This is a genomic window from Aquamicrobium segne (assembly GCF_042656785.1).
Classification (GTDB): Bacteria; Pseudomonadota; Alphaproteobacteria; order Rhizobiales; family Rhizobiaceae; genus Mesorhizobium; species Mesorhizobium segne.
This window is the reverse complement of the sequence record NZ_JBHSLL010000016.1, coordinates 32265-53423: the sequence shown is the minus strand read 5'-3', so window position 1 is coordinate 53423 and position 21159 is coordinate 32265. Positions and strand designations below refer to the sequence as shown.

Below are 21159 nucleotides of genomic sequence, written 5' to 3'. Positions count from 1 at the left end.
GGGTTCAGTTCAAACACAAACGGAAGAGATCATGACCGCAAGCAGGATGTTTGTGACACTGACGCTGATTGCCGCAACCCTTGCGGTGAGCGCCTGCGGGCGCAAATCCGCGCTGGACACGCCTTATGAGGCAGCCGTGGAAGCGCGCAAGGAGGCCGAGCGCAACAAGGAGCCGCTGCCGCCCGAGCCGGAAAAACCGGACACGGACAAGCCTTTCATCCTCGATCGACTGATCTGATTTTCGGACGCGCCACAGTGAACCATTTTGAGTATCAAGACGGCGTTCTTCACGCCGAAAATGTGTCGGTCGCAAGCATTGCGGCGGCCGTTGGCACGCCGTTTTATTGCTATTCGACAGCCACGCTGACACGCCATTTCAACGTGTTTGCCAAGGCGTTTGACGGGCTGGACACGCTGGTCTGCTATGCGCTGAAGGCCAATTCCAATCAGGCGGTTTTAAAAACCCTGGCGCGTCTGGGCGCTGGCGCCGACACGGTTTCAGAAGGTGAAATCCGCCGGGCGCTGGCGGCAGGCATTCCGGCCCACAAAATCGTCTTTTCCGGTGTCGGCAAGACAGCGCGCGAAATGGATTTTGCACTGGAAGCAGGCATTTTTTGCTTCAATGCCGAATCCGAGCCGGAACTGGAGCTTTTATCCGCACGGGCTGTGGCGCTTGGCAAGGTGGCTTCGGTGTCGTTGCGCATCAACCCGGATGTCGATGCACGCACCCATGCCAAGATTTCAACCGGCAAATCAGAAAACAAGTTCGGCATCCCGATTTCACGCGCCCGTCAGGCCTATGCACATGCTGCAACGCTTCCGGGATTGAAGGTCTGTGGTGTTGATGCCCATATCGGCAGCCAGATCATCGAGCTGGAGCCTTTTGATGACGCCTTTGCCCTGATGGCGCAACTGCTTGGCCAGTTAAGGCAAGACGGGCATGACATTACCCATGTTGATCTGGGCGGAGGGCTTGGGATTCCCTATCATCTGGACAATTCACCGCCGCCGCTGCCTGCCGCCTATGCACAGATCGTACGTAAACACTTTGCCGATGCGGGCGTCAGGCTGGTCTTTGAGCCGGGGCGGATGATTGTCGGCAATGCCGGGATTCTGGTCGCTGAAGTGATTTATCTGAAGGAAGCGGAAGCAAAGAATTTTCTGATTGTCGACGCTGGCATGAATGATCTTATCCGTCCGACCCTTTATGAAGCCTATCATGACATAAGACCGGTGCGTGAACCGGCGGCAGACAGCACATGGATCCGGGCCGATGTGGTTGGGCCTGTTTGCGAAACCGGCGATTATCTTGGCCTTGACCGCAATTTGCCGCGCATGGGGCCGGGCGATCTGGTGGCAGTCATGACTGCCGGTGCTTATGGTGCGGTGCTATCGGGCACCTATAATACCCGCCCCCTCATTCCCGAGGTTCTGGTCGATGGCGAGAGTTTTGCCGTTGTGCGCAAGCGCCAGACCTATGAGGAACTGATTGGCCTCGATACTATTCCCGACTGGCTTTAGGGTCAGGACCCTAAAAACCTTCACGCCCTTGCCTCGCCTTCGCCGTCTTTGCTGCTATTGTTGGCAAAGAGGCGCGCTATGAATGTGGCGCCTGGAAAGGCCGATGAGCGACCATTCAGATATAGACATCACCCGGCGATTAAAGCGGCAGCTTTTCTTCAGCCGCCTGTTGACGCGCACAGCCATGGTGGCAGAGCGTCTCTGGCCGCTGGTGCTGCCCTTTGTGCTGCTTGTCGGCTTATTTATCAGCCTGTCATGGTTTGGCGTTTTTGCGCTGCTGCCGGAAGGCTTGCGCATTGTGCTGGTCGGGGTGTTTGCTGTTGCAGTTTTCAGCGCATTGTGGCTGCTGCGATTTTTTCACCTGCCGACGGCTTTAGAAATCGACCGCCGCATCGAGACGGTCAACCGGCTTGAACATAGCCCCTTGCAGATGCTCGATGATCGGCCAAGCGGAGCAAGAACACCATTTGGCGAGGCATTATGGAACGAGCACCGCCAAAGAATGGCAGCCCGTCTTGGCCAGCTTGCCCCGGCCACTCCAAACGCACAGATTTCCAAATATGACCCATGGGGTTTGCGCGCAGCAATAGCCCTGTTGCTGTTCGTTGCCTTCGCCTTTTCTTTCGGTCCGCTTGGCGGACGGCTTTCCGATCCGTTCCGGCCTACAACAGCGCATGAAGCAATAACAGCACGAATTGACGCCTGGGTGACACCACCCACCTATACCGACACAGCCCCCCTGTTTTTAACCACGCAAGTCAATCGCGATGTCGCCAGCTTCACCATTCCTGAAAACAGCACACTTTCACTGCGCGTGACCGGCGGGTCGGGCAATGAGGTTTTGAGCTATGCCTCCTCTGACGGCCAGGCTCAGGCAATCGAGCCAGCCGCGGTTGCAGAGGATGGTTCACTTTCCAGTGGGCAAAGCGTCAGACAGTTTTCCGGTATTTTGACTGAAAATGGCACATTGGCGCTGCAATCAGGGGGGACGCTGCAATCAGGGGGCCGTGAAATCGGCCGCTGGAATTTTTCAGTCATCCCCGACCAGCCCCCCACCATTCGCTTTACTGCAGAACCCGGTCATGCCGCCAATGGGACACTCGAACTCACCTATGAGATCAAAGACGATTATGGCGCAGCTTCTGCCAAAGCCATATTCGAGCAGGAAAAAATGCCCACAGCCATGGCGCGCCCGCTTTATGATGCCCCGGAAATGGCTCTGACCCTGCCGCGGCGCAGCTCAAAGACTGATGAGGCCAAAACTGTAAAAAATCTGACCGAGCATGTGTGGGCAGGAACCCCGATCCGGCTGAGGCTGGAGGCAACCGATGCTGCTGGCCAGAGTGTGACAAGCAAAACCATCAGCATGATGATGCCGGAACGCAATTTCAGCAATCCGCTGGCGCGGGCAATCATCGAACAGCGCCGCCTGCTTGGACTTGACGCCAATGCGAAGGCGCGCGTGCTTGACCTGATCGATGCCATCACATTGCGCCCCGAAGACACTTTTGACAGTCCGGGCACTTATCTGGCGCTGATCAGCGTGCGCAGCCGCCTCAAGCTGGCGACAAGCAACGACCAGCTTCGCGATGTGGTTGCCTATATGTGGCAGGTGGCGCTGGGTCTTGAAGATGGCAATCTGTCTGAGGCCGAACAAAGGTTGCAGCAGGCGCAACAGGCCCTGCAGGACGCCCTGCGCGACAATGCTTCGGACGCAGAAATCCAGCAATTGATGCAGGAATTGCGGCAAGCCATGGATGATTATTTGCGTGAATTTGCGCAGCGCAATCAAAACCGTGAAAACACCACCCGGATGCCGCAAAACGGGCAGGAGTTGCGCCAGGGCGATCTTGAGCGGATGCTCGACCAGATTGAAAATCTGGCCCGCTCCGGCAATCGCGAACAGGCACAGGAATTGCTGTCACAACTTCAGGACATGATGAACAATCTGCAAACGGCCCAGCCCCAACAGGGTCAGCAAGGCCAAAGCGGTGAATTCAGCCAAGACATGAACAGGCTCGGTGACATCATGCGCCGTCAACAGGAGACGATGAACGAGACCTTCCGCCTCGACCAGATGCAGCGCGGCGACAACAATCAAAACCGGGGCCAAGGCCAGATGGAGCCCGATCAGGGGCAAGACAATAGCGGCATGAGCCCGGAAGAACTGGCCGAGGCACTCAAGCAATTGCAGGAAGAGCAGGAAAAGCTCCAGCAGGATTTGCAGGAACTGGGCAAAAGCCTTGAGGGCAAGGGCATGCAGCCCAATGAAGGTTTTGGACAAGCCAACCGCGCCATGGGACAGGCCGGCAAATCACTCAATGATGGTGAAGGCGAGCGCGCCGTCGGCCATCAGGGGCAGGCGCTTGAGGCGCTGCGGCAGGGTGCGCGTGACATGATGCAGCAATTGCAGGCCATGCAGGGCGAGGAGGGAGAACAGGGACAGGGAGAGGGTCGGCAAAATGCCGACCGCGACCCGCTGGGGCGCCCCCGCGCCACACAGGGGCCAAATCTTGGCGATTCGGTAAAAATACCCGATGAGATCGATGTGCAGCGGGCGCGACGCATTCTCGATGCAATCCGCGAGCGGCTTGGCGATGCGCTGGCGCCGCAAATCGAGCGCCAGTATCTTGAAAGACTGCTGGAACAAAAATAGTTTTTTTGCGACCAGATTTTTTAAAGCATTTTGCTGCCAGCCGGAATCGTCTGGCGTCGCAGAAATGCGGCTAAAACAAGAGATTAGAGCATTTCATCCGTTTTTCATGAAAACAAGAAATGCTTTAGTTACGCAGCGTGCGTCAGGTCCACGGACAATGCCGCATCAACCCGGCTGCGGATTTCCGCCAGAGAAAACGGCTTGTTGACCACATCGACAATCACCTTGCTCAGATCATCGGCCCGCTCGCGCTGATCGGCATAGCCGGTCATCAACAACAGGCGCAAGGTGGGAAACAGGCCCGCCGCAGACATGGCCATCTCGATACCATCCATCGCCGGCATGCGAATATCGGACAGGACCAGATCATAGCCGCCCTTGGCGGCCTTGATCATCTCCAGCCCTTGCGCGCCATCAGCGGCGACCTCAATCTGGTGCCCGCAGCGCTCCAGCGCACGGGAAACGAACATACGGACGGAATCATCGTCCTCAACAATCAGAAGCTTTGCCATGACAGGACTGTGCCCGCCAAAAGTTGAATTTTGCTGATCGGAGATGGTAACAAAAGGGTTACGCATCACCCCTGACAATGCCGACAAACGGCAATTCGCGAAAAGCGTGGCCGACATCCATGCCATAACCGACCACGAAATGGTCGGGACAATCAAAGCCGACATAATCTGCTTCCAGATCGGTCTGACGGCGCATGCGCTTGTCGAGCAAGACAGCCAGCGAACAGCTTTTTGCGCCACGCGAGAGCATGAGTTCGCGGGTAAATTGCAGCGTCTTGCCTGACTCCAGAATATCATCGATCAAAATCACATCACGGCCAGCGACCTCATTGTCGATGTCGCGCAACACCTTCACCTCGCCGCTGGTGGTGCCAGCGCCATAAGAGGAAATGAAGATGAACTCCACCTCAGGCGCCAGTCCCGCATCATGCAAGGCGCGGATCAGATCGGCTGCGAAAATGAACGAGCCTTTGAGCACCGAGATGACCAGAAGATCGTCATATTCATGCGCCGCAATCTCCCTGGCAAGCTCCAGGTTGCGGCGGGCAATGGCTGAGGCCGAAAACAGGACTTCAATATCCTTGCCGCGCACGACAGGCATATAGCGATACTCCCTGAACAAACTACCCGGCAAAAGCGACGGATACGGATTTTATTCCGTTTTTAGGCAGTTCCACACGGCCCGAAAAGGCAAATCTTTCTCCTGGCGCCAGAGTCTGGCCCAATGTCCCCAATCTATAGCGGGTAATGTGACCATCCTCTCCTGTCACACGAATTTCCAGCGGTGGCATGTGCGCCTCTGCCAGACCATCATTGCCCGCCTCGCCATCGACGACCAGCAGCGCTCTTATCCCCGAATCATCAATGCGTGAGGTCACAGCAGAAATACTGAGCACAGATTTGGGCACAGGGCGCAAAAATTGGCCCTCACTTATCAGCGCATGACCGCCCGCCATCCAGAAGCTGGAAGCAACGACAGCCAGCCCGCCCAGCCAGAAAGCCGGGCCTGTGCGCTGCCTGAATGATTTTGGCTGGCCCCTGCCCCTGTCCTTGGCCCTGCCGAGCAAAACCGCCATGCCTTTTGCCTGCACCCGATCATCCGCCCTGCCGCTCTCAACCGGCCCCGCAGACAGGCCCGCACCAAGGGCTGCGCCAGGGGTGTTCGCAGGGGCACTCATAGGAGCGCCAACAGCCTCAAGCACATACCAGTCGGCATCAATAATGGTGGCAGGCGCTTGCGCCATTGGTTCGGTGGCCATATCTGGTCCCGTTTGCACAGAAGATCGTTTCACGGTTTCACAAAGCAGATGAAATGATCAAAGCTCTTGTTTTAGCCGCATTTATGCGATGCCTGATAATTCTTCACTAACCGCAAAATGCTTCAGACCCAGACAGCTAGCGGCAAATTGGTTAATGTTTCACAACCCGGGGCCAATAGTCTGTGATGAAATTGCTGAAACTTAACCTCCTGTTAACCATGACTGATGATTTTCGGGAGCAGAGAACGGGCGCTTTGCCCATTCAGCTTGCAGGTTGTTCAACGTGATCCGCTTTGAAAATGTCGGTCTGCGCTATGGCATGGGACCAGAAATCCTGCGTGACATTTCACTGCATATCCCGGCGGGGTCATTCCAGTTTCTGAGCGGCCCCTCAGGGGCAGGAAAAACCACGCTGTTGCGGCTGCTGTTCATGTCGATGAAGCCGACACGCGGGCTGATCTCGATTTTCGGCAAGGATCTGTCGCGCCTTTCACGCGCTGAACTGCCGCTGCTGCGGCGGCGCATCGGCATGGTGTTTCAGGATTTTCGTCTGCTCGACCATATGACGACCTATGAGAATGTGGCCCTGCCATTGCGGGTGCGTGGCCGTGAAGAGGCAAGCTATCGCACCGATGTGATCGAACTGCTGAAATGGGTGGGACTGGGCGAACGCATGCATGTTTTGCCGCCTGTGCTGTCGGGTGGTGAAAAACAGCGCACGGCAATTGCACGCGCCCTGATCGAACAGCCTGAAATCCTGCTGGCAGATGAGCCGACCGGCAATGTCGATCCACAGCTTGCCCGGCGTTTGCTGCGGCTGTTTATCGAGTTGAACCGGCTGGGCACGGCAGTGGTCATCGCCACCCATGACCTGACACTGATGGATCAGGTTGATGCGCGGCGTCTGATTCTCACCAATGGAAGGCTGGATATCTATGACTGAAGATCCATACGCCCCGCCATTTGAAGAAGAAGCCCCTCCGGCACCGGTTGAGCGCGCACCGCGCAAAAGCGCTGCGATCGTACCGGCTCAAAATATCGCTGGCCGGGCATTGGTGGTGGTCATCGCCATCATGACCTTTTTGTCCTGCATCACCTTCGGCGCCGTCACATTGGTGCGTGACACCGCCTTGATGTGGGAAAACCAGATTTCGCGTGAGGCAACCATCCAGATCAAGCCGGTCGCTGATCTCGATATGGACAGCGCCCTGACGACGGCCGCCAATATCGCTACTGAATTTGACGGCGTTAAAGGCGTGCGCATTGTTGACCGTGCCGCCACCACCCGTCTGCTGGAGCCATGGCTCGGTTCCGGCTTTGACATTGAACAGCTTCCCGTGCCGCGGCTGATCATTGTCACCATTGATGAGAACGCCCCGCCGGATTTTGCCGCCATGCGCGACACGATCAAGACAGCCATTCCCAGCGCTACTTTAGATGATCACCGCACCTGGGTCGATCGGCTGGTAGCCATGGCTCACACAACGGTAACAATCGGCGTCGCCATTCTGGTGCTGATGTTATCGGCAACAGTGATGACGGTGGTGTTTGCCACACGCGGCGCCATGGATGGCAATGGTCACATCATTGAGGTGCTGCATTTTGCCGGTGCGGAAGCCTCGTTCATTGCGCGCCAGTTTCGCAACCGCTTCCTGTTTACCGGCATGAAAGGGGCAGCCATGGGCGGGGTTGCAGCCATTGTCATATTCATCGTCTTTTCCTGGTGGTCATCCCGCAGCATGGCCACGCCCCAGGGCGATCAGGCAGCCGCCCTGTTTGGCAATTTCGCCATTGGCTCTGCTGGTTATCTCGGCGTTTTGATGATGGTCGCCGTCATTGGCAGCTTAACGGCAGCAACCTCCCACGCAACCGTGGTTGCCTATCTGGGCGATCTGGAAGGTGGCCATGGCGAAGCTTGAAAACAGCCTCGCCAGGCTGAAACAGTTTGCAATTCAAAGCCTGCCTCCTGAAGATGGGAACCGGCTTCAGGGTAAAGACATGCGTAAAAACAAACAGGTTTGGCAGCAAGGATGACGCCAGCATCACAAGAGCCAGAGCCGGGGCAGGTAAAAAGACGCAGACGCCTGCGGCGTGCGCTGCGCGCAAGCGCCATCCTGGCTCTTGGCCTTGCCACCTGTTTTGTGGCGGGCTTTGGCCTGTTTGCCAGCCATGTCAGCCAGATGGACACCCCCGCCGATCTGGCAAAAGCCGATGCCATTATCGTGCTGACAGGCGGCCAGTCACGTCTTGATGCCGCCATGCACCTGCTGGAAACAGGCAAGGGAGAGCGCCTTCTCATCAGCGGTGTGCACCCCTCCACCAGCCGCGAGCAACTTCAAAACGCCTTAGGCAGCAACAGCCCATTATTTGCCTGTTGTGTCGATATTGACCGTGCAGCGCTCGACACCATCGGCAATGCTGAAGAAAGCGCCAAATGGGTGAACGAACATGCCTATGAAAACATTATTCTGGTCACCAACAACTACCATATGCCCAGAAGCCTGCTGGAAATGGGCCGGTTGCTGCAAGATGCGCAGCTTCACCCCTATCCGGTCGTCAACTCCAAGCTGGATGACGGAAAATGGCTGACCAAGCCACATGCACTGCGGGTGTTGTTTACCGAATATAACAAATATCTGGCCGCATGGCTGCGCGGACCGGTGCGCGTGCGCCTGTTGCCATTCTCATAAGGGCTGGTGTAACGAAAGCCAGTTCTTGTCACACCACGCAACCGCGCAAGGCAGGCGCTTTCTGCCTTGCACGACTGCCTGCTTAAGGCTTGCCTTGCCTATGCTCTGGTTCCGCTCACTGGCCTTTAATTTTGCGTTTTACACCAATCTCATCGTGCAGATGATTTTCTGGGCGCCCTATTATTTTCTGGCGCCACGGATGCGGGCATGGCTTGCGCCGCGCTTCTGGTCATATACAAGCCTGTGGCTCTATGCCAAAATTGCGCGCACTAAAAAAGAAATTACGGGTCAGGAAAACCTGCCGGAAGGTTCTTTTATCCTTGCCCCCAAGCACCAGTCCTTCTGGGACACATTTGCCTTCATTTCATATCTGCAAGACCCGCTCTATATTCTCAAACGTGAATTGATGCGGATACCGTTTTTTGGCTGGTATCTGCGCAAGATGCGCATGATCCCGGTTGATCGCGGCAGTCCGGTCAAAGCACTCAAGCAGGTGGTTGCCGCAACAAAGGCGGAAATGGCGCGCAATCCGCGCCAGCTCATCATCTATCCTGAAGGCACTCGCCGGGCGCCGGGCGACGAGCCAAAATACAAATGGGGCATTGTCGAGCTTTACACCCAGTTGAATGTGCCGGTGGTGCCTGTTGCCCATGTGGCCGGTCTTTATTGGCCGCGTCGTAAACTTCTGCGCTATCCCGGCACCATCAAGGTGCGTTTTCTCAAGCCCATCCCGCCGGGTCTTGACAAAAAAGAGTTCATGCAGCGGCTGATTGCTGAAACCGAAGCAGCCTGCGATGAACTGCTCATCGAGGCTGCCCAGGCACCAAACCCGCCTGTCCTGCCCCCCACCGCTATAAAGCGGCTCAGGGAGTTAGGCGTTGAGCCAAATTAGAGCGCGCTGGCATTCTCCAGCCTTTTCATCTCGGCATCTGAAAGCGTCAGTGAGACTGCGCCAATCAGACTTTCAAGCTGCTCCAGCGACGTTGCCGAGGCAATAGGTGCGCAAATCCCCCGTTGCGCCATGCACCATGCCAGCGCAATTTGCGCCTGTGTCACATTTTTGCTTACTGCGATCTCATCGAGCGCTGCCAGAATGCGCAGGCCCCGCTCATTCAGATAAGACGCCATATCACCGCCGCGCGGGCTTTTTCCAAAATCAGCCTTGCTGCGATATTTGCCCGACAAAAACCCCTTGGCCAGCCCGTAATAGCTGATGACACCAATGTTTTTGGCCAGACATAAATCGCGTAACGGGCCCTCAAATTCACTGCGATCATAAAGATTATAGGCTGGCTGAAGCACGTCATAGCGCGGCAGATTGTGATGATCGGCGGCATCCAGTGCAGCCTTGAACTGGCCGGCATCCAGATTGGAAGCTCCAATATAGCGCACCTTGCCCTTTTCGATCAGGCGCTGATAGGCGCCAAGCGTCTCGACATGGGTGACTGTCGGATCGGCCCAATGCGAGAGATAAAGATCAATCTCGTCAATTCCCAGACGTTTCAGCGATGCTTCGACGGCTTTTTCAATATGGGCTGGCGACAGGTCGATGCGCCCCTGCCCGACATCGGAACCAACTTTGGTGATAATAACCACCTGATTACGCTTGCCGCTTTTCTTGAGCCAATTGCCAATAATGGTTTCTGATTCACCGCCCTGATTGCCGGGGGCCCAACGTGAATAGACATCGGCGGTGTCAATGGCGTTCAAGCCCGCATCGACAAACCGGTCGAGCAGGTCAAAAGAGGTTTTCTCATCGGCCGTCCAGCCAAAAACATTACCGCCAAAGACCAGCGGCGCAATTTCAAGGTCGCTACGTCCGAGTTTTCTATTTTGCACATCAGGCTCCCTTCTGAAATCACCGGCGCAAGAGCCGGTGTCAGCTCCGAAGATAGGATATAGACAAGAATTGCCAATGACATTTTATTGCGCAATGCAGCGCTCGACCTCTTCCAGCCAGTGATCGCGAATGCCCAGCGCCTGCAAATGGCGCACCGTATTTGTCACATACTCCCGATTTGGTCCTGCCTGACCACAGGCTTCTTGCACCATCGCAGCCGCCGCAGCAGCCTTCAGACTTCCGGCATATTGGCTGTGCTTGCGGTCGGCAACATAGACGAGCGCCTCGGTGCGCACACCATTTTCCAGCCGCAGCGGCAGCATTTTCTCCAGATAGACATTGTTGACCTGCTCACGGGCACGCAGATAGGCAATGACCTCGTCATGTCGGGCCCCCTCCACCTTGAAAGCCACACCAAGGCAGGACCCGCCCCGGTCCAGCCCCAGAACCAGACCCGGGCGTTCAGATGTGCCGCGATAGACATGTGAATAAATACACAGCGTCCGGCGATAGCCGAAAAGACGTGCCCGCTGGCGCTCGATAAAGGCAAAACCGGGTTGCCAGATCAGAGAGCCATAGCCAAAAACCCAAAAATCGCCCATATCCAGATACCAGAATAAGGCCCGGCAACATTTGTGCCGGACTGTCATGACAAAAATTTCCCTTTATCAAGGGGGGTAGCGAGAGCAACAGCATGACGTCAAGTGACGAAAAAAAGACCAAACAGCGGCGTGGTCTGTTCTGGCTGCTGATTTTTCTGGTGGTCCTGTTTGGGGCTTACAGTGCAGGCTGGTTTTATCTGGCAGGCCGCCTGACCGATGAGGTCAGAGCCAGCATTGCCGATCTGTCGCAGCAAGGTATCCGCTCGGATTGCACAAGGCTGCGCACGCAAGGCTACCCGCTCAAGCTTGCCGTCATTTGTACAGGAACAGCCTATCAGGACGACGCAAAAGGCATTGCTGCAACAACAGGAACGCTGGAGGCCAGCTTTGCCATCTGGCGGCCGCAGACGGCCAATATCACACTGCGCGGCCCATTGCGCACCCTGATGCCCGGCCTTGCCCCCTTGTGGCTGGATTGGGACCAGTTGGAGATGCAAACCGGCCTGCAGCGGCCAATTCCTGACCATCTCAGACTGACCACACAAGGATTTTTGGGCCAGACCGACCCTGAAGACAGCAATCCGGTCGCCTTGTTCAACATCACCGATCTTGCCCTTGATTTATGGGCCGATGATCATGATCTGCTCTATCGCGGCAGCTTTGCTGAACTGGACATTACGCCTGAGGCTCTTGAGGGACGCACCTTGCCCACGCTTGACGGGGCTGGCGAAGCGCGGCTGAAAAATGGCGCGATCCTGCTGGAGAAAAACCCGCACAGCCTGCGTGGCCATGCAGCCGACATCACCCGGCTGGAGCTTTCCTCCGGTCAGGCGACTGTATCCGTGACCGGACCTGTCGCGATTGATGAACAGGGGCTGGTTGATGCAGAACTGATGGTCCGCATCACCAATCCCGAAAAAATTGCCGAGATACTGGCAACCGCCATCCCCAAACAGGCCCGCAAGATCAGACAGGGCTTTGGCGCGCTTGCCATGATGGGCAAGCAGCCCATTCTGCCGCTCACGATAAGCAGGAGCAACGCCACGCTGGGCTTCATCCCATTAGGCAGGATCAAGCCGCTGGAGTAATTTTCTCAACACATGATCTCGAAAAACCCGCAACTTTTCGAAACTCTGTTTTATTTCTGATGCTCCACAGCCTGACGACCGAAATTGGGGGCATCGACCTCCTGCCCAGCCTCAATGATCGAGCGGCGGATAGCGCGGGTATGCGTAAACAGATCAAACAGCTTGTCGCCATCGCCCCAGCGAATCGCTTTTTGCAAGGAAGCCAGATCTTCTGAAAACCGCGCCAGCATTTCCAGAATGGCATCCTTGTTATGCAGGCATACATCACGCCACATGGTCGGGTCGGAAGCCGCCAGACGGGTAAAATCACGAAAACCGGAAGCCGAATATTTGATGACTTCCGATTGTGTCACCGTTTCCAGATCGCTGGCCGTGCCGACGATGTTATAAGCAATAATATGCGGCAGATGCGAGACAATCGCCAGTGTCCGGTCATGATGATCGGCATCCATTATCTCGATATTGGCGCCGCAAAGCCGCCAGAATTGCGACAGCTTCTCCAGTGCCTGTGGGTCAGTTCCCGGCAGCGGGGTAAAGATGCACCAGCGGTTTTCAAACAATTCGGCAAAACCGGCATCCGGGCCGGATTTTTCGGTACCTGCCAGCGGGTGGCCCGGAATGAAATGCACCCCTTCGGGAATATGCGGCTGCATCTGGGCAATCACCGAAGATTTGGTCGAGCCGACATCAGTCAGGATCGCTCCCTTTTTCAAGGCAGGTGCAATCTCTTTGGCAATCGCTTGCGAAGCGCCAACCGGCACCGAGACAATGACCAGATCGGCATCGCAAACCGCTTCTGCAGCTTGCGCAAAATAGCTGTCACCAAGGCCAAGTTGTTTTGCCCGCTCCAGCGTCTCAAGACTACGGGTGGCAATGGCAATATGGCGGCCAAGATTATTTTTTCGGATGATGCGGGCCACAGACGAGCCGATCAGGCCGATGCCGACAAGGGCAATCTTCTCAAATAAAGGTTCAGATAGAGGTTCAGGCATTTTTCAACTTTTCAGAAATTTAGTCAGTGCGGCGACAACACCGCGATTGGCTTCTTCGGTTCCGACTGTCATCCGCAGCGCATCGGGAAGCCCATAGGCACCAACGCGCCGCAATATATAGCCGCGCGCGCTCAGATAATCGTCGGCGGCAGAAGCCGAATGCCTGCCTTCTTCCGGAAAATGAATGAGAATAAAATTGGTAACGCTGGGCGTCACCCGAAGCCCCAATGCCGTCAGTTCTTCAGTGAGCCAGGGCAACCAGGTCTCATTATGAACAAGCGAATGCTCGACATGAGCCTGATCGCGGATCGCTGCCGCACCTGCGGCAAGTGCGGTAGCCGTGACGTTGAAAGGATCGCGCACTCTTTCCAAGGCGTCGATAATATGGACTGGCGCATAGATCCAGCCAATACGCGCCCCGCCAAGCCCGTAAACCTTGGAGAAGGTGCGCGTCATGACCACATTTTGCGCGCTTGCCACCAGTTCAATACCCGCCTCATAGTCGTTGCGGCGCACATATTCAGCATAGGCGGCATCAAGCACCAGCATGACATTTTTCGGCAGGCCGGCATGCAGACGCCGCACCTCATCGAAAGGAATATAGGTGCCGGTCGGATTGGCCGGATTGGCCAGAAACACCATGCGTGTTCTGGGGCTCACACAGGCAAGGATCGCATCGACATCGACGCGCTCATCCTTTTCAGCAGCAATCACCGGTGTGGCGCCCGCTGCCAGAATGGCGATGCGATAGGCTAAAAAGCCATATTGCGGATAGATTGCCTCATCGCCCGGCGCAAGATAGATACGCGACAAAAGCGCCAGCGCCTCATCCGAACCATTGAAGCACATGAGATTGGCCATGTTCAGCCCATGCACCTCAGCAATGGCTTCGCGCAGGCATGTCGATGACCCGTCAGGATAAAATTCCAGCCGTCCGGCTGCCTCGCGCGCGGCCTCGGTTGCCTTTGAAGACGCGCCAAGCGGATTTTCATTGGCAGAAAGCTTGTACAGCTTCACACCCGGCGGCACCGTACTTTTGCCCGGCACATAAGCATCAATGTCCAAAATACCGGCGCGAGGCTGGGGACGAGACTGTTCTGGTGCCATGGTCATGATCTGAAATCCGCTGAAGGCCGGGACATTCCGGCAAGATATTTTGAAATAGCTGTCACACCCGACATTGTCGAGACTTGAGTGTGTCAGCAAGCATTGACGAAGATCGGGGCCAGTCCTAAATATATGCCAGTTCCGTGGTGATTTGGCCGGTCGGCTTGCAGCCACGTTAAAGAAGTCGCTAAAAAAGGCCGAGGCTGACAAGTCCTGTCAGGACCGGTTGCGATTTCGCCGCCGGTCTTTTTTGTTTGGCCGGCCAGTTTGTTGGAGAATATGATGCCGATCAAGATCCCCGATCAGCTTCCTGCGCGTGAAATACTCGTTCGCGAGGGTGTGTCCGTCATGGATGAACGCACCGCTCTGCGGCAGGATATCCGCCCGCTCCAGATCGGCTTGCTCAACCTCATGCCCAACAAGATCCGCACCGAAACCCAGTTTGCCCGGCTGCTTGGCGCTTCGCCCTTGCAGGTTGAATTGACGCTGGTGCGCGTTGGCAATCACAAGGCCAAAAACACGTCTGAAGAGCATCTGATCTCCTTCTACCAGACATGGGAAGAAGTGCGCGGGCGCAAGTTCGACGGCTTCATCATCACCGGTGCGCCAATCGAGCTGCTGGCATATGAGGATGTGGATTACTGGCGCGAGCTTGAACAGATTTTCGACTGGACAACCACCAATGTCCATTCCTCCTTCTTCATTTGCTGGGGGGCCATGGCCGCGGCCTGGCATTTCCATCGCATCCCCAAATATACGCTGGATAAAAAGGCTTTCGGTGTCTATCGCCATCATAACAACATTCCGGCCTCGCCCTATCTTGCCGGTTTTTCCGATGATTTTGCCGTGCCCGTATCACGCTGGACGGAAGTGCGCAGCCACGACATTCCACAGGATCGCGGCCTTGATCTGCTGATGGAATCAGACATTACCGGCCCCTGCCTGCTGTCAGAAGCAACCGGCAACCGGCTCTACATGTTCAACCATATCGAGTATGATTCAACCTCGCTGAAGGAAGAATATGACCGCGATATTGCGGCAGGCAGCGCCATTGACGTGCCGCATGAATATTATCCGGGCAATGACCCTTCACGCCCGCCACTCAACCGGTGGCGCTCACATGCACATCTGTTGTTTGGCAACTGGCTCAATCAGGTCTATCAGACCACCATATTTGATCTCAGCAAGATCGGCCAGTCGGCTTAGCGCAACGGGCGTTCTGACGAACGCAGCTTCCACTGCTCCAAGCTCTTGTTTTAGCCGCATTTGTGCAACGCCAGATGGCACCATCTGTGCTCACAAAATGCTTTAGCGCATGCCAAGGCTTGGTCTGCCCTGCGGAGAAAGCACAGGCACAAAAACGCGGCGCGAGGCCCGCTGGGCAACCGGAATGCCCTGATAGAGGCGCTTTTGCGCTTCTACGACAATAACACCGGAAAAAATCGGCCAGGCTTTACGGCCACTGCTTTCCAGCAGGCTGTGCATACGCATCATGAACCGTCGGCGTGACGGGGGAAACAACAACCCGTCCGCCCATGCTGCCGGTGTGAAATTTGCCTCCCGCAACAAGTCGCCAAGCTGCCCGCGCGAATAGGGCCGGCCGGTGCCAAAGGGTGTGTGTTCAAAACGCGCCCACACGCCACGCCGGTTCGGCACGACAATAACGACACGACCGGCTGGCGACAAAACCCGCCAGATTTCATTCAGCGTCTCGCGCGGGTTTTCCACATGTTCCAGAGAATGAACCAGCAACATGCGGTCGATAGACGCATCCGGCAGCGGCAGTTCCTCATCAAACACCAGTGCTGTGGCGGCAGGTCCCGTTGCTGGCCACAACACCGCACCTTGCGTGGCGGGCATGAAAGCAAACACACGTTCCGCATCTGCACCAAAGCGCTCCAGCCAGGGCAAGGCATAGCCTAGCCCCACCAGACGCTCATTGGGCACCTGCGCCCAGATTGATGACAGCGCCATGGTAATCGAGCGCTCAGCAAGACGGCCAAGGGGTGAGGCATAAAAAGAACGCAGATCAACAATATCAGAATACATGAAACGCCTTTTCAGCTTTGATCAAACGCTAACCGCTGTTGACAGCAGTTTCAACAAAACCTGCGCTGGGCAACCAAAAGCGAGGATGACAGTCCCTTATATCCGCCCTATGTCTAAAATGACGAAGGAGATTGATCATGACTGTTGAAGTTGAGCTGTTCACGTGCCAGCAGGATAATTTCGGTGCATTGATACGCGACAGAAAAACCAATGCCGTGGCGCTGATCGATGCGCCTGAAGAAGCACCGATCATAGCCGCTATTGAGCGCACCGGCTGGCCCCCCTCGCATCTGTTCATCACCCATCATCACAGCGACCATGTGGCCGCCAATCTGGCCCTGAAACAGCGCTTCAACCTGCACATTACCGGCCCGGAAGCCGAGAAGGACAAAATCCCCGGCATTGATGAGACGGTCAAGGATGGCTCACGCATCGCTTTCGGCAGCGGCTTTATTGACGTGATTGCCACCCCCGGCCACACGGCAGGTCATGTCTGCTATCACCTGCCACAGGCAAACATCATCTTTACCGCCGATACGCTGTTTGCGCTGGGCTGCGGGCGCTTGTTTGAATGCAAACCGGAAGTGATGTTTGCATCATTGCAAAAACTGGCAGCCCTGCCTGCTGACACGCAAGTCTATTGCGGCCATGAATATACGCTGAGCAATGCCCGTTTTGCCCTGACCATTGATCCTGCCAATGCTGCCTTGCAGGCCCGCGCCAAAGAGATCGAGGCCTTGCGGGCACAGAACAAGCCAACCTTGCCCACCACCATCGGTGCAGAGCTTGAAACCAACCCGTTCCTGCGCTTTGCCGATCCGACAATCCGTAAAAATCTTGGCATGGAAAATGCAACGGATGTCGAGGTCTTTACCGAAATCCGCCATCGCAAGGATAATGCATGATCCTGAAAAGCTGCAGACTTTTCAGATAAGATCATGCGCCAAAACAAACCTTAAGTCCCGGCCGGGATTTTCCTGCCAAGCAACAGCGACTTTGCCGCCAGCACCGCACCACCGGTAATCAGCAGGCAGGCGGCAAGAATGCGCAGCGACGGCTCGGCAAAGCCGGTGGCAATCAGCACCAGAGTGGACAAAAGTGGCGCGGCATAGCTGGCGGCCCCCAGCACCTGAATATCACCGCGCTTCACGCCGATGTCCCATGCGTAAAAGGCGGCCCCCACCGGCATCAGCCCCAACCCGATCACGGCCAGCCACTGGCCCGCATTGGCTGGCAGCACCGTTTCTTCAAGCAGCAGATGGCAGACCAGCGACAGCACACAGGTTGCGGCACAAAACCATGTGACCACGCTTGTTGGCACGGAAGGAAAACGGCGCGACAGCAGCGAATAGGCTGACCAGACCAGCGCACAGATGCCAGCCATGGCATAGCCGAAAGCGTAACTGGCATCAAAAGACAGGCCATTGCCGCGTGTTACGATCAAAAAAGTTCCGGCAAGGCCGAGCAGCGCCCCCAAAACATGGTTCCACGCAAGGCGCTCTCCCGGCATCAGGGCCGAGCCGATGACGATCAGCAGCGGCCACAGATAGGCAATCAGACTGGCTTCCACTGCCGGGGCATTGCGCAAGGCGGTGAAATAAAAAAAGTGGTAGCCGAACAATCCGGCAATACCGATTACCCACACCAGCGGCGGGATATGTATCTTTTGTGCGGGCCGGGGCATCAACAGGCGGCTCACAAGCCCGACGCCGGTGCCAATGGCAAAGGTGATGGATGACAAAAGAAAGGGCGGCACGTTCCCGGACGCATCGGTGAGCAGAGCCAGAAGCGCCCACATGGCAACAGCCGAAAACCCGATCAGTGTTGCCTGCATCATCCCCATTTTTATCTCTCTCCCGTTTTTATTCAGCAACTATTTTGACGCCTCGAAACGGCTGGCGCTGATCGTGATCGTTCCGATCTGCGTGCCGATCGTTGCCCGGATCGGGGCATATATGCCGGTTTGGCCGACCGGCGCAAATGTCACCATGATACGGCTGCGATCTTTCAGATAGTTAAGCGACTTCTTGCCCTTCCGGTAGCCGGAAACAGGCTGGAAATTCATGCGACAGGTAACGGTCGGCCCCTTATAGCCCTTTACGGAAACAGTGCCCATGGAAACGCGGCTGAGCTTCAGATCAGCGCGTATTTCACCATCATACATTTTCACCGTGCGGCCACACACATGGTCAATGCTGTCAGCCCGCACCATGGTGGAGGCAATCGGGTCAATGGCTGCCCGCAAATGCGCCTCTTGCAGCGCCACCCAGTCCTTGCCGCGCTTCTTTGGGGCAGGCTTGACCTGCGTGGACACGACCGTGCCATTGGCAAAGCGGATATCGACCAATGAGGGTTTTTTTGCCGACACATATTCGGCCCGGAAACTGTGGGAGACCGGCCCCTCGTTCATAATCTTGCCGGTTGCGCGCAGCGTGCCTTTCGTATCGTCGAAAATGCGACCAAGACCGGCGCTGGTGACCGCACCGCTGATTGAATAGTTGCTTTTTTCATAAGTGCTTTTGATGGCGGCGCGCGCAATCGGCAAGCCCAGATAGGTTACGCTGTAATCACCGCTGAAATTTTGTGCAGCCATGGCCCCCGAAGATGCAAACAGCGGCAACAGCATGACAGCAGCGGCAAGCCGGATAGAAAATGAACACGCCATGGCTCATGTCCTGTTTCTGGTTTTTTTGTTTTACACATGTCTTTATCCCGAAACTGGCAGCCAGTTCGGGAGACAGGCTCGATCAGCTTGCATATAGCGCCAAATTCGGCCTTTCTAAGAAGGCTGTTTACCGTGACAGGCCAAGCTTGTGCTTGACGCATGGGCGAAATCCCCCTATGGAACGCCAACTTTCCTTTAGGTCAGCCCATTGGAGACTGCGCGTCGTATTGCGTGGGCATCTGGGTTGGCCGGAACAAGAATAATTGAAGGGTGCAATCATGTCCCGCGCTTGCGAACTCACCGGCAAAGGCGTTCTGACCGGCAATCGTGTCAGCCATGCCAACAACAAGACCCGTCGTCGCTTCCTGCCCAATCTGGTCAATGTCACGCTTATTTCCGAAGCGCTGAACCAGAATGTGCGCCTGCGTATTTCCGCAGCCGCCCTGCGCTCGGTTGAACATCGCGGTGGTCTTGACGCTTTCCTGATCAAGGCCGATGAGGCTGAACTGTCGCAGCGCGCCCGTCTGATCAAGAAGCAGATCACCAGAAAAACTGCCGAACAGGCCGACGCCTGAAACTGATCATGCGCAGCCGCTGCCTTGATAGGCAGCGCTGCACTGGTTCCATCACCCAGGATAAAAAAATGCGTTTTCTTGTCAATTATCTGCCTTTCGTGGCCGCCATGGCGCTTGTCGTTGTGGCGTCGAATGTGCTTGTCCAGTTCCCGCTGGATGTTCAGGTGGCCCACCTGTCGCTGGCCGATGTGCTGACCTGGGGCGCATTTACCTACCCCTTCGCCTTTCTTGTCACCGACCTTGCCAACCGGCGCTATGGCCCGGCCGTGGCGCGGCGCATTGTCTTTATCGGCTTCATGGCCGCCATCCTCTGCTCCATCGTCAGCCCGCCGCTGCTCTACAGGCTTGGCCTGATCGAGTTCGATACGGCGGCAGCACGGCTGGTGCGCATTGCCTGCGCTTCGGGCGCTGCTTTTTTAAGTGCGCAATTGCTCGATGTCGCTGTTTTCAACCGGCTGCGCCAAAAAAGCTGGTGGCGCGCCCCCATCTTCGGCACGCTGTCGGGGTCCGTGCTTGATACAGCCCTGTTCTTTGCCGTGGCGTTTGCCCCGGCCTTTGCCATTCTTGGTCCCAATGAACCGTTTGCGCTGGAGCCTGCCCCGCTGATGGGCATCTTTCCTGTCGATGTGGTGCGCTGGCTGTCCTGGGCGGTGGGTGACTTCACCATCAAGCTGGCCATCGCCGTCTTTGCACTCATCCCTTACCGTTTGATGGTGCTGCGCTGGAGCCGGCCAGTCAGCCTGTAATCGACGTGCAATCCGATGATGATACTGGCGTCCGGGTATGGTTCATCCTATATTGGGCGTGACGGTCTGCGCTTCCCGGCAGGAATACATATTCCCGGGGCCTTATCGATCTCCAAGGGAGCTGTCCCTGACTGGTCCCGTGGGGCCGGACATATGGCGCCCACCTACTTTGTAGGTTCCCGGGATCGACATTTCCACCGGCTGTTGTGGATCGTCACTTTTTCAAAAATTTGTGATCTGCGCATGACCTCCGCCACAGAAGACAAAAACTCCGTTCGGGCCAAAGCCCTGGCTCGCCGCGATGCGCTGGATGAGGCCTTGCGCACTGAACTGGCTTTGCGTGTGGCCAAAATCGGCGCGCAAATGATCGATTTTACGCCGGGAACCATTATTTCCGCCTTTTTGCCGATTCGCTCCGAAATTGACCTGCGCCCCCTGATAAACAATCTCTACAGCAAGGGCGCACGGCTATGTGTTCCGGCTGTACTCGACAAAAAAACCATCGAATTTCGTGAATTGAAGAAAAACAGCGAGCTGGTCAATACCGGCTTTGGCACCTTCGGTCCGGGGCCGCAAGCTGCGGTGCTTGATCCTGAAATCATTCTCCTGCCACTGGCGGCTTTTGATCTGCGCGGCCATCGTCTGGGCTATGGGGCCGGCCATTATGACCGCGCCTTGGCGCGCCTTCACGCAAAAGGCTTGCGGCCACGCCTGATCGGCGCAGCCTTTGCCTGCCAGCAGGTGGAGCATGTGCCACAAGAAGATCATGACGTTGGGCTTGATGACATTCTTACCGAAAACGGATTGCACCATTTTCAGCAGCCCTGATTGTTGAAAAACACATTCCACTTTCTGTC

Annotated in this window: 24 protein-coding genes, 1 other RNA gene and 1 riboswitch; of the genes, 15 read left to right on the top strand and 10 right to left on the bottom strand. The window is 56.2% G+C overall.

From position 1 onward, the window contains the following. The first annotated feature begins 31 nt into the window (after positions 1–31). The 3 genes from ACFPLB_RS06775 (at position 32) to ACFPLB_RS06765 (ending at position 4177) form a co-directional block, all read left to right on the top strand. Entirely contained in the window at positions 32–238 is a 207-nt protein-coding gene (locus ACFPLB_RS06775; RefSeq protein WP_378228611.1) for a lipoprotein, read from the top strand. 17 nt (positions 239–255) lie between these two features. After that, positions 256–1521: a diaminopimelate decarboxylase gene (lysA, locus tag ACFPLB_RS06770; RefSeq protein WP_378228610.1), complete on the top strand. Its 1266-nt coding sequence runs from the start codon at positions 256–258 to the stop codon at positions 1519–1521. 103 nt (positions 1522–1624) lie between these two features. Then, positions 1625–4177, top strand: coding sequence for a TIGR02302 family protein (locus ACFPLB_RS06765; RefSeq protein ID WP_378228609.1), 2553 nt, complete (start codon positions 1625–1627; stop codon positions 4175–4177). Positions 4178–4305: 128 nt separating this feature from the next. Here ACFPLB_RS06765 and ACFPLB_RS06760 read toward each other — a convergent pair whose 3' ends face one another. The 3 genes from ACFPLB_RS06760 to ACFPLB_RS06750 are packed head-to-tail and all read right to left on the bottom strand — an operon-like array spanning position 4306 to position 5948. Next, the gene (locus ACFPLB_RS06760) at positions 4306–4689 is read right to left on the bottom strand and encodes a response regulator (RefSeq protein WP_378228608.1); all 384 of its coding nucleotides are present in this window, start codon (positions 4687–4689) and stop codon (positions 4306–4308) included. Between the two features lie 58 nt (positions 4690–4747). Further along, a complete protein-coding gene (hpt, locus tag ACFPLB_RS06755) occupies positions 4748–5290 on the bottom strand; it encodes a hypoxanthine phosphoribosyltransferase (RefSeq protein ID WP_378228607.1) in 543 nt (180 codons plus the stop codon). 22 nt (positions 5291–5312) lie between these two features. After that, positions 5313–5948 carry a hypothetical protein gene (locus ACFPLB_RS06750; RefSeq protein WP_378228606.1) on the bottom strand — a complete coding sequence of 212 codons (636 nt, stop codon included), beginning with the start codon at positions 5946–5948 and terminating at the stop codon, positions 5313–5315. A 283-nt stretch (positions 5949–6231) separates the two neighbouring features. Here ACFPLB_RS06750 and ftsE point away from each other — a divergent pair, with 283 nt between their 5' ends. The 5 genes from ftsE to ACFPLB_RS06725 all read left to right on the top strand — a co-directional run bounded on the left by ftsE (position 6232) and on the right by ACFPLB_RS06725 (position 9530). After that, positions 6232–6891: a cell division ATP-binding protein FtsE gene (ftsE, locus tag ACFPLB_RS06745; RefSeq protein WP_378228605.1), complete on the top strand. Its 660-nt coding sequence runs from the start codon at positions 6232–6234 to the stop codon at positions 6889–6891. Next, a complete protein-coding gene (locus ACFPLB_RS06740) occupies positions 6884–7867 on the top strand; it encodes a cell division protein FtsX (RefSeq protein WP_378228604.1) in 984 nt (327 codons plus the stop codon). The genes ftsE and ACFPLB_RS06740 overlap by 8 nt, the downstream gene beginning before the upstream one ends. Then, positions 7854–7982 (top strand): hypothetical protein, encoded by a 129-nt coding sequence (locus tag ACFPLB_RS06735; protein ID WP_378228603.1) that lies wholly within the window; start codon positions 7854–7856, stop codon positions 7980–7982. Before ACFPLB_RS06740 ends, ACFPLB_RS06735 begins: the two co-directional genes overlap by 14 nt. Then, on the top strand, positions 7979–8638 hold the full coding sequence (locus tag ACFPLB_RS06730) for a YdcF family protein (protein WP_378228602.1): 660 nt from the start codon (positions 7979–7981) through the stop codon (positions 8636–8638). Before ACFPLB_RS06735 ends, ACFPLB_RS06730 begins: the two co-directional genes overlap by 4 nt. 100 nt (positions 8639–8738) lie before the next feature. Continuing rightward, positions 8739–9530 (top strand): lysophospholipid acyltransferase family protein, encoded by a 792-nt coding sequence (locus ACFPLB_RS06725; RefSeq protein WP_378228601.1) that lies wholly within the window; start codon positions 8739–8741, stop codon positions 9528–9530. Here the strand turns inward: ACFPLB_RS06725 and ACFPLB_RS06720 are convergent. Next, on the bottom strand, positions 9527–10477 hold the full coding sequence (locus ACFPLB_RS06720) for an aldo/keto reductase (protein ID WP_378228600.1): 951 nt from the start codon (positions 10475–10477) through the stop codon (positions 9527–9529). The two genes, ACFPLB_RS06725 and ACFPLB_RS06720, sit on opposite strands and share 4 nt — an antisense overlap. A gap of 84 nt (positions 10478–10561) precedes the next feature. After that, positions 10562–11080: a gamma-glutamylcyclotransferase gene (locus ACFPLB_RS06715; RefSeq protein WP_378228623.1), complete on the bottom strand. Its 519-nt coding sequence runs from the start codon at positions 11078–11080 to the stop codon at positions 10562–10564. 92 nt (positions 11081–11172) lie between these two features. Here ACFPLB_RS06715 and ACFPLB_RS06710 point away from each other — a divergent pair, with 92 nt between their 5' ends. Further along, on the top strand, positions 11173–12168 hold the full coding sequence (locus ACFPLB_RS06710; protein WP_378228599.1) for a DUF2125 domain-containing protein: 996 nt from the start codon (positions 11173–11175) through the stop codon (positions 12166–12168). A 50-nt stretch (positions 12169–12218) separates the two neighbouring features. Here the strand turns inward: ACFPLB_RS06710 and ACFPLB_RS06705 are convergent, their stop codons facing one another. Beyond that, complete coding sequence (locus ACFPLB_RS06705) at positions 12219–13160, bottom strand: prephenate/arogenate dehydrogenase family protein (protein WP_378228598.1); 942 nt, start codon at positions 13158–13160, stop codon at positions 12219–12221. A 3-nt stretch (positions 13161–13163) separates the two neighbouring features. Further along, positions 13164–14273: a pyridoxal phosphate-dependent aminotransferase gene (locus tag ACFPLB_RS06700; RefSeq protein ID WP_378228597.1), complete on the bottom strand. Its 1110-nt coding sequence runs from the start codon at positions 14271–14273 to the stop codon at positions 13164–13166. 127 nt (positions 14274–14400) lie between these two features. Further along, positions 14401–14480: riboswitch (SAM riboswitch) on the top strand. Positions 14481–14549: 69 nt separating this feature from the next. On the opposite strand from ACFPLB_RS06700, the gene ACFPLB_RS06695 reads away from it, so the two are divergent. Beyond that, positions 14550–15473 carry a homoserine O-succinyltransferase gene (locus tag ACFPLB_RS06695; protein ID WP_378228622.1) on the top strand — a complete coding sequence of 308 codons (924 nt, stop codon included), beginning with the start codon at positions 14550–14552 and terminating at the stop codon, positions 15471–15473. Between the two features lie 102 nt (positions 15474–15575). Here the strand turns inward: ACFPLB_RS06695 and ACFPLB_RS06690 are convergent, their stop codons facing one another. Further along, complete coding sequence (locus ACFPLB_RS06690) at positions 15576–16316, bottom strand: class I SAM-dependent methyltransferase (RefSeq protein ID WP_378228596.1); 741 nt, start codon at positions 16314–16316, stop codon at positions 15576–15578. Between the two features lie 137 nt (positions 16317–16453). Here ACFPLB_RS06690 and gloB point away from each other — a divergent pair, with 137 nt between their 5' ends. Then, positions 16454–17221, top strand: coding sequence for a hydroxyacylglutathione hydrolase (gene gloB / locus ACFPLB_RS06685; RefSeq protein ID WP_378228595.1), 768 nt, complete (start codon positions 16454–16456; stop codon positions 17219–17221). Between the two features lie 50 nt (positions 17222–17271). Here gloB and yddG read toward each other — a convergent pair whose 3' ends face one another. Together yddG and ACFPLB_RS06675 are read right to left on the bottom strand one after the other, a co-directional pair. Beyond that, positions 17272–18153 carry an aromatic amino acid exporter YddG gene (gene yddG, locus ACFPLB_RS06680; RefSeq protein ID WP_378228621.1) on the bottom strand — a complete coding sequence of 294 codons (882 nt, stop codon included), beginning with the start codon at positions 18151–18153 and terminating at the stop codon, positions 17272–17274. A 36-nt stretch (positions 18154–18189) separates the two neighbouring features. After that, positions 18190–18981: a DUF3108 domain-containing protein gene (locus ACFPLB_RS06675; protein WP_378228594.1), complete on the bottom strand. Its 792-nt coding sequence runs from the start codon at positions 18979–18981 to the stop codon at positions 18190–18192. Between the two features lie 278 nt (positions 18982–19259). Between ACFPLB_RS06675 and rpmB the strand changes: the two genes are divergently transcribed. The 4 genes from rpmB to ACFPLB_RS06655 all read left to right on the top strand — a co-directional run bounded on the left by rpmB (position 19260) and on the right by ACFPLB_RS06655 (position 21130). Then, positions 19260–19556 (top strand): 50S ribosomal protein L28, encoded by a 297-nt coding sequence (gene rpmB, locus ACFPLB_RS06670; RefSeq protein ID WP_378228593.1) that lies wholly within the window; start codon positions 19260–19262, stop codon positions 19554–19556. A gap of 68 nt (positions 19557–19624) precedes the next feature. After that, on the top strand, positions 19625–20302 hold the full coding sequence (locus ACFPLB_RS06665) for a queuosine precursor transporter (protein WP_378228592.1): 678 nt from the start codon (positions 19625–19627) through the stop codon (positions 20300–20302). Positions 20303–20362: 60 nt separating this feature from the next. Beyond that, positions 20363–20519: non-coding RNA, 6S RNA (gene ssrS / locus ACFPLB_RS06660), on the top strand. A gap of 26 nt (positions 20520–20545) precedes the next feature. Beyond that, on the top strand, positions 20546–21130 hold the full coding sequence (locus ACFPLB_RS06655; protein ID WP_378228591.1) for a 5-formyltetrahydrofolate cyclo-ligase: 585 nt from the start codon (positions 20546–20548) through the stop codon (positions 21128–21130). Positions 21131–21159: the final 29 nt, after the last annotated feature.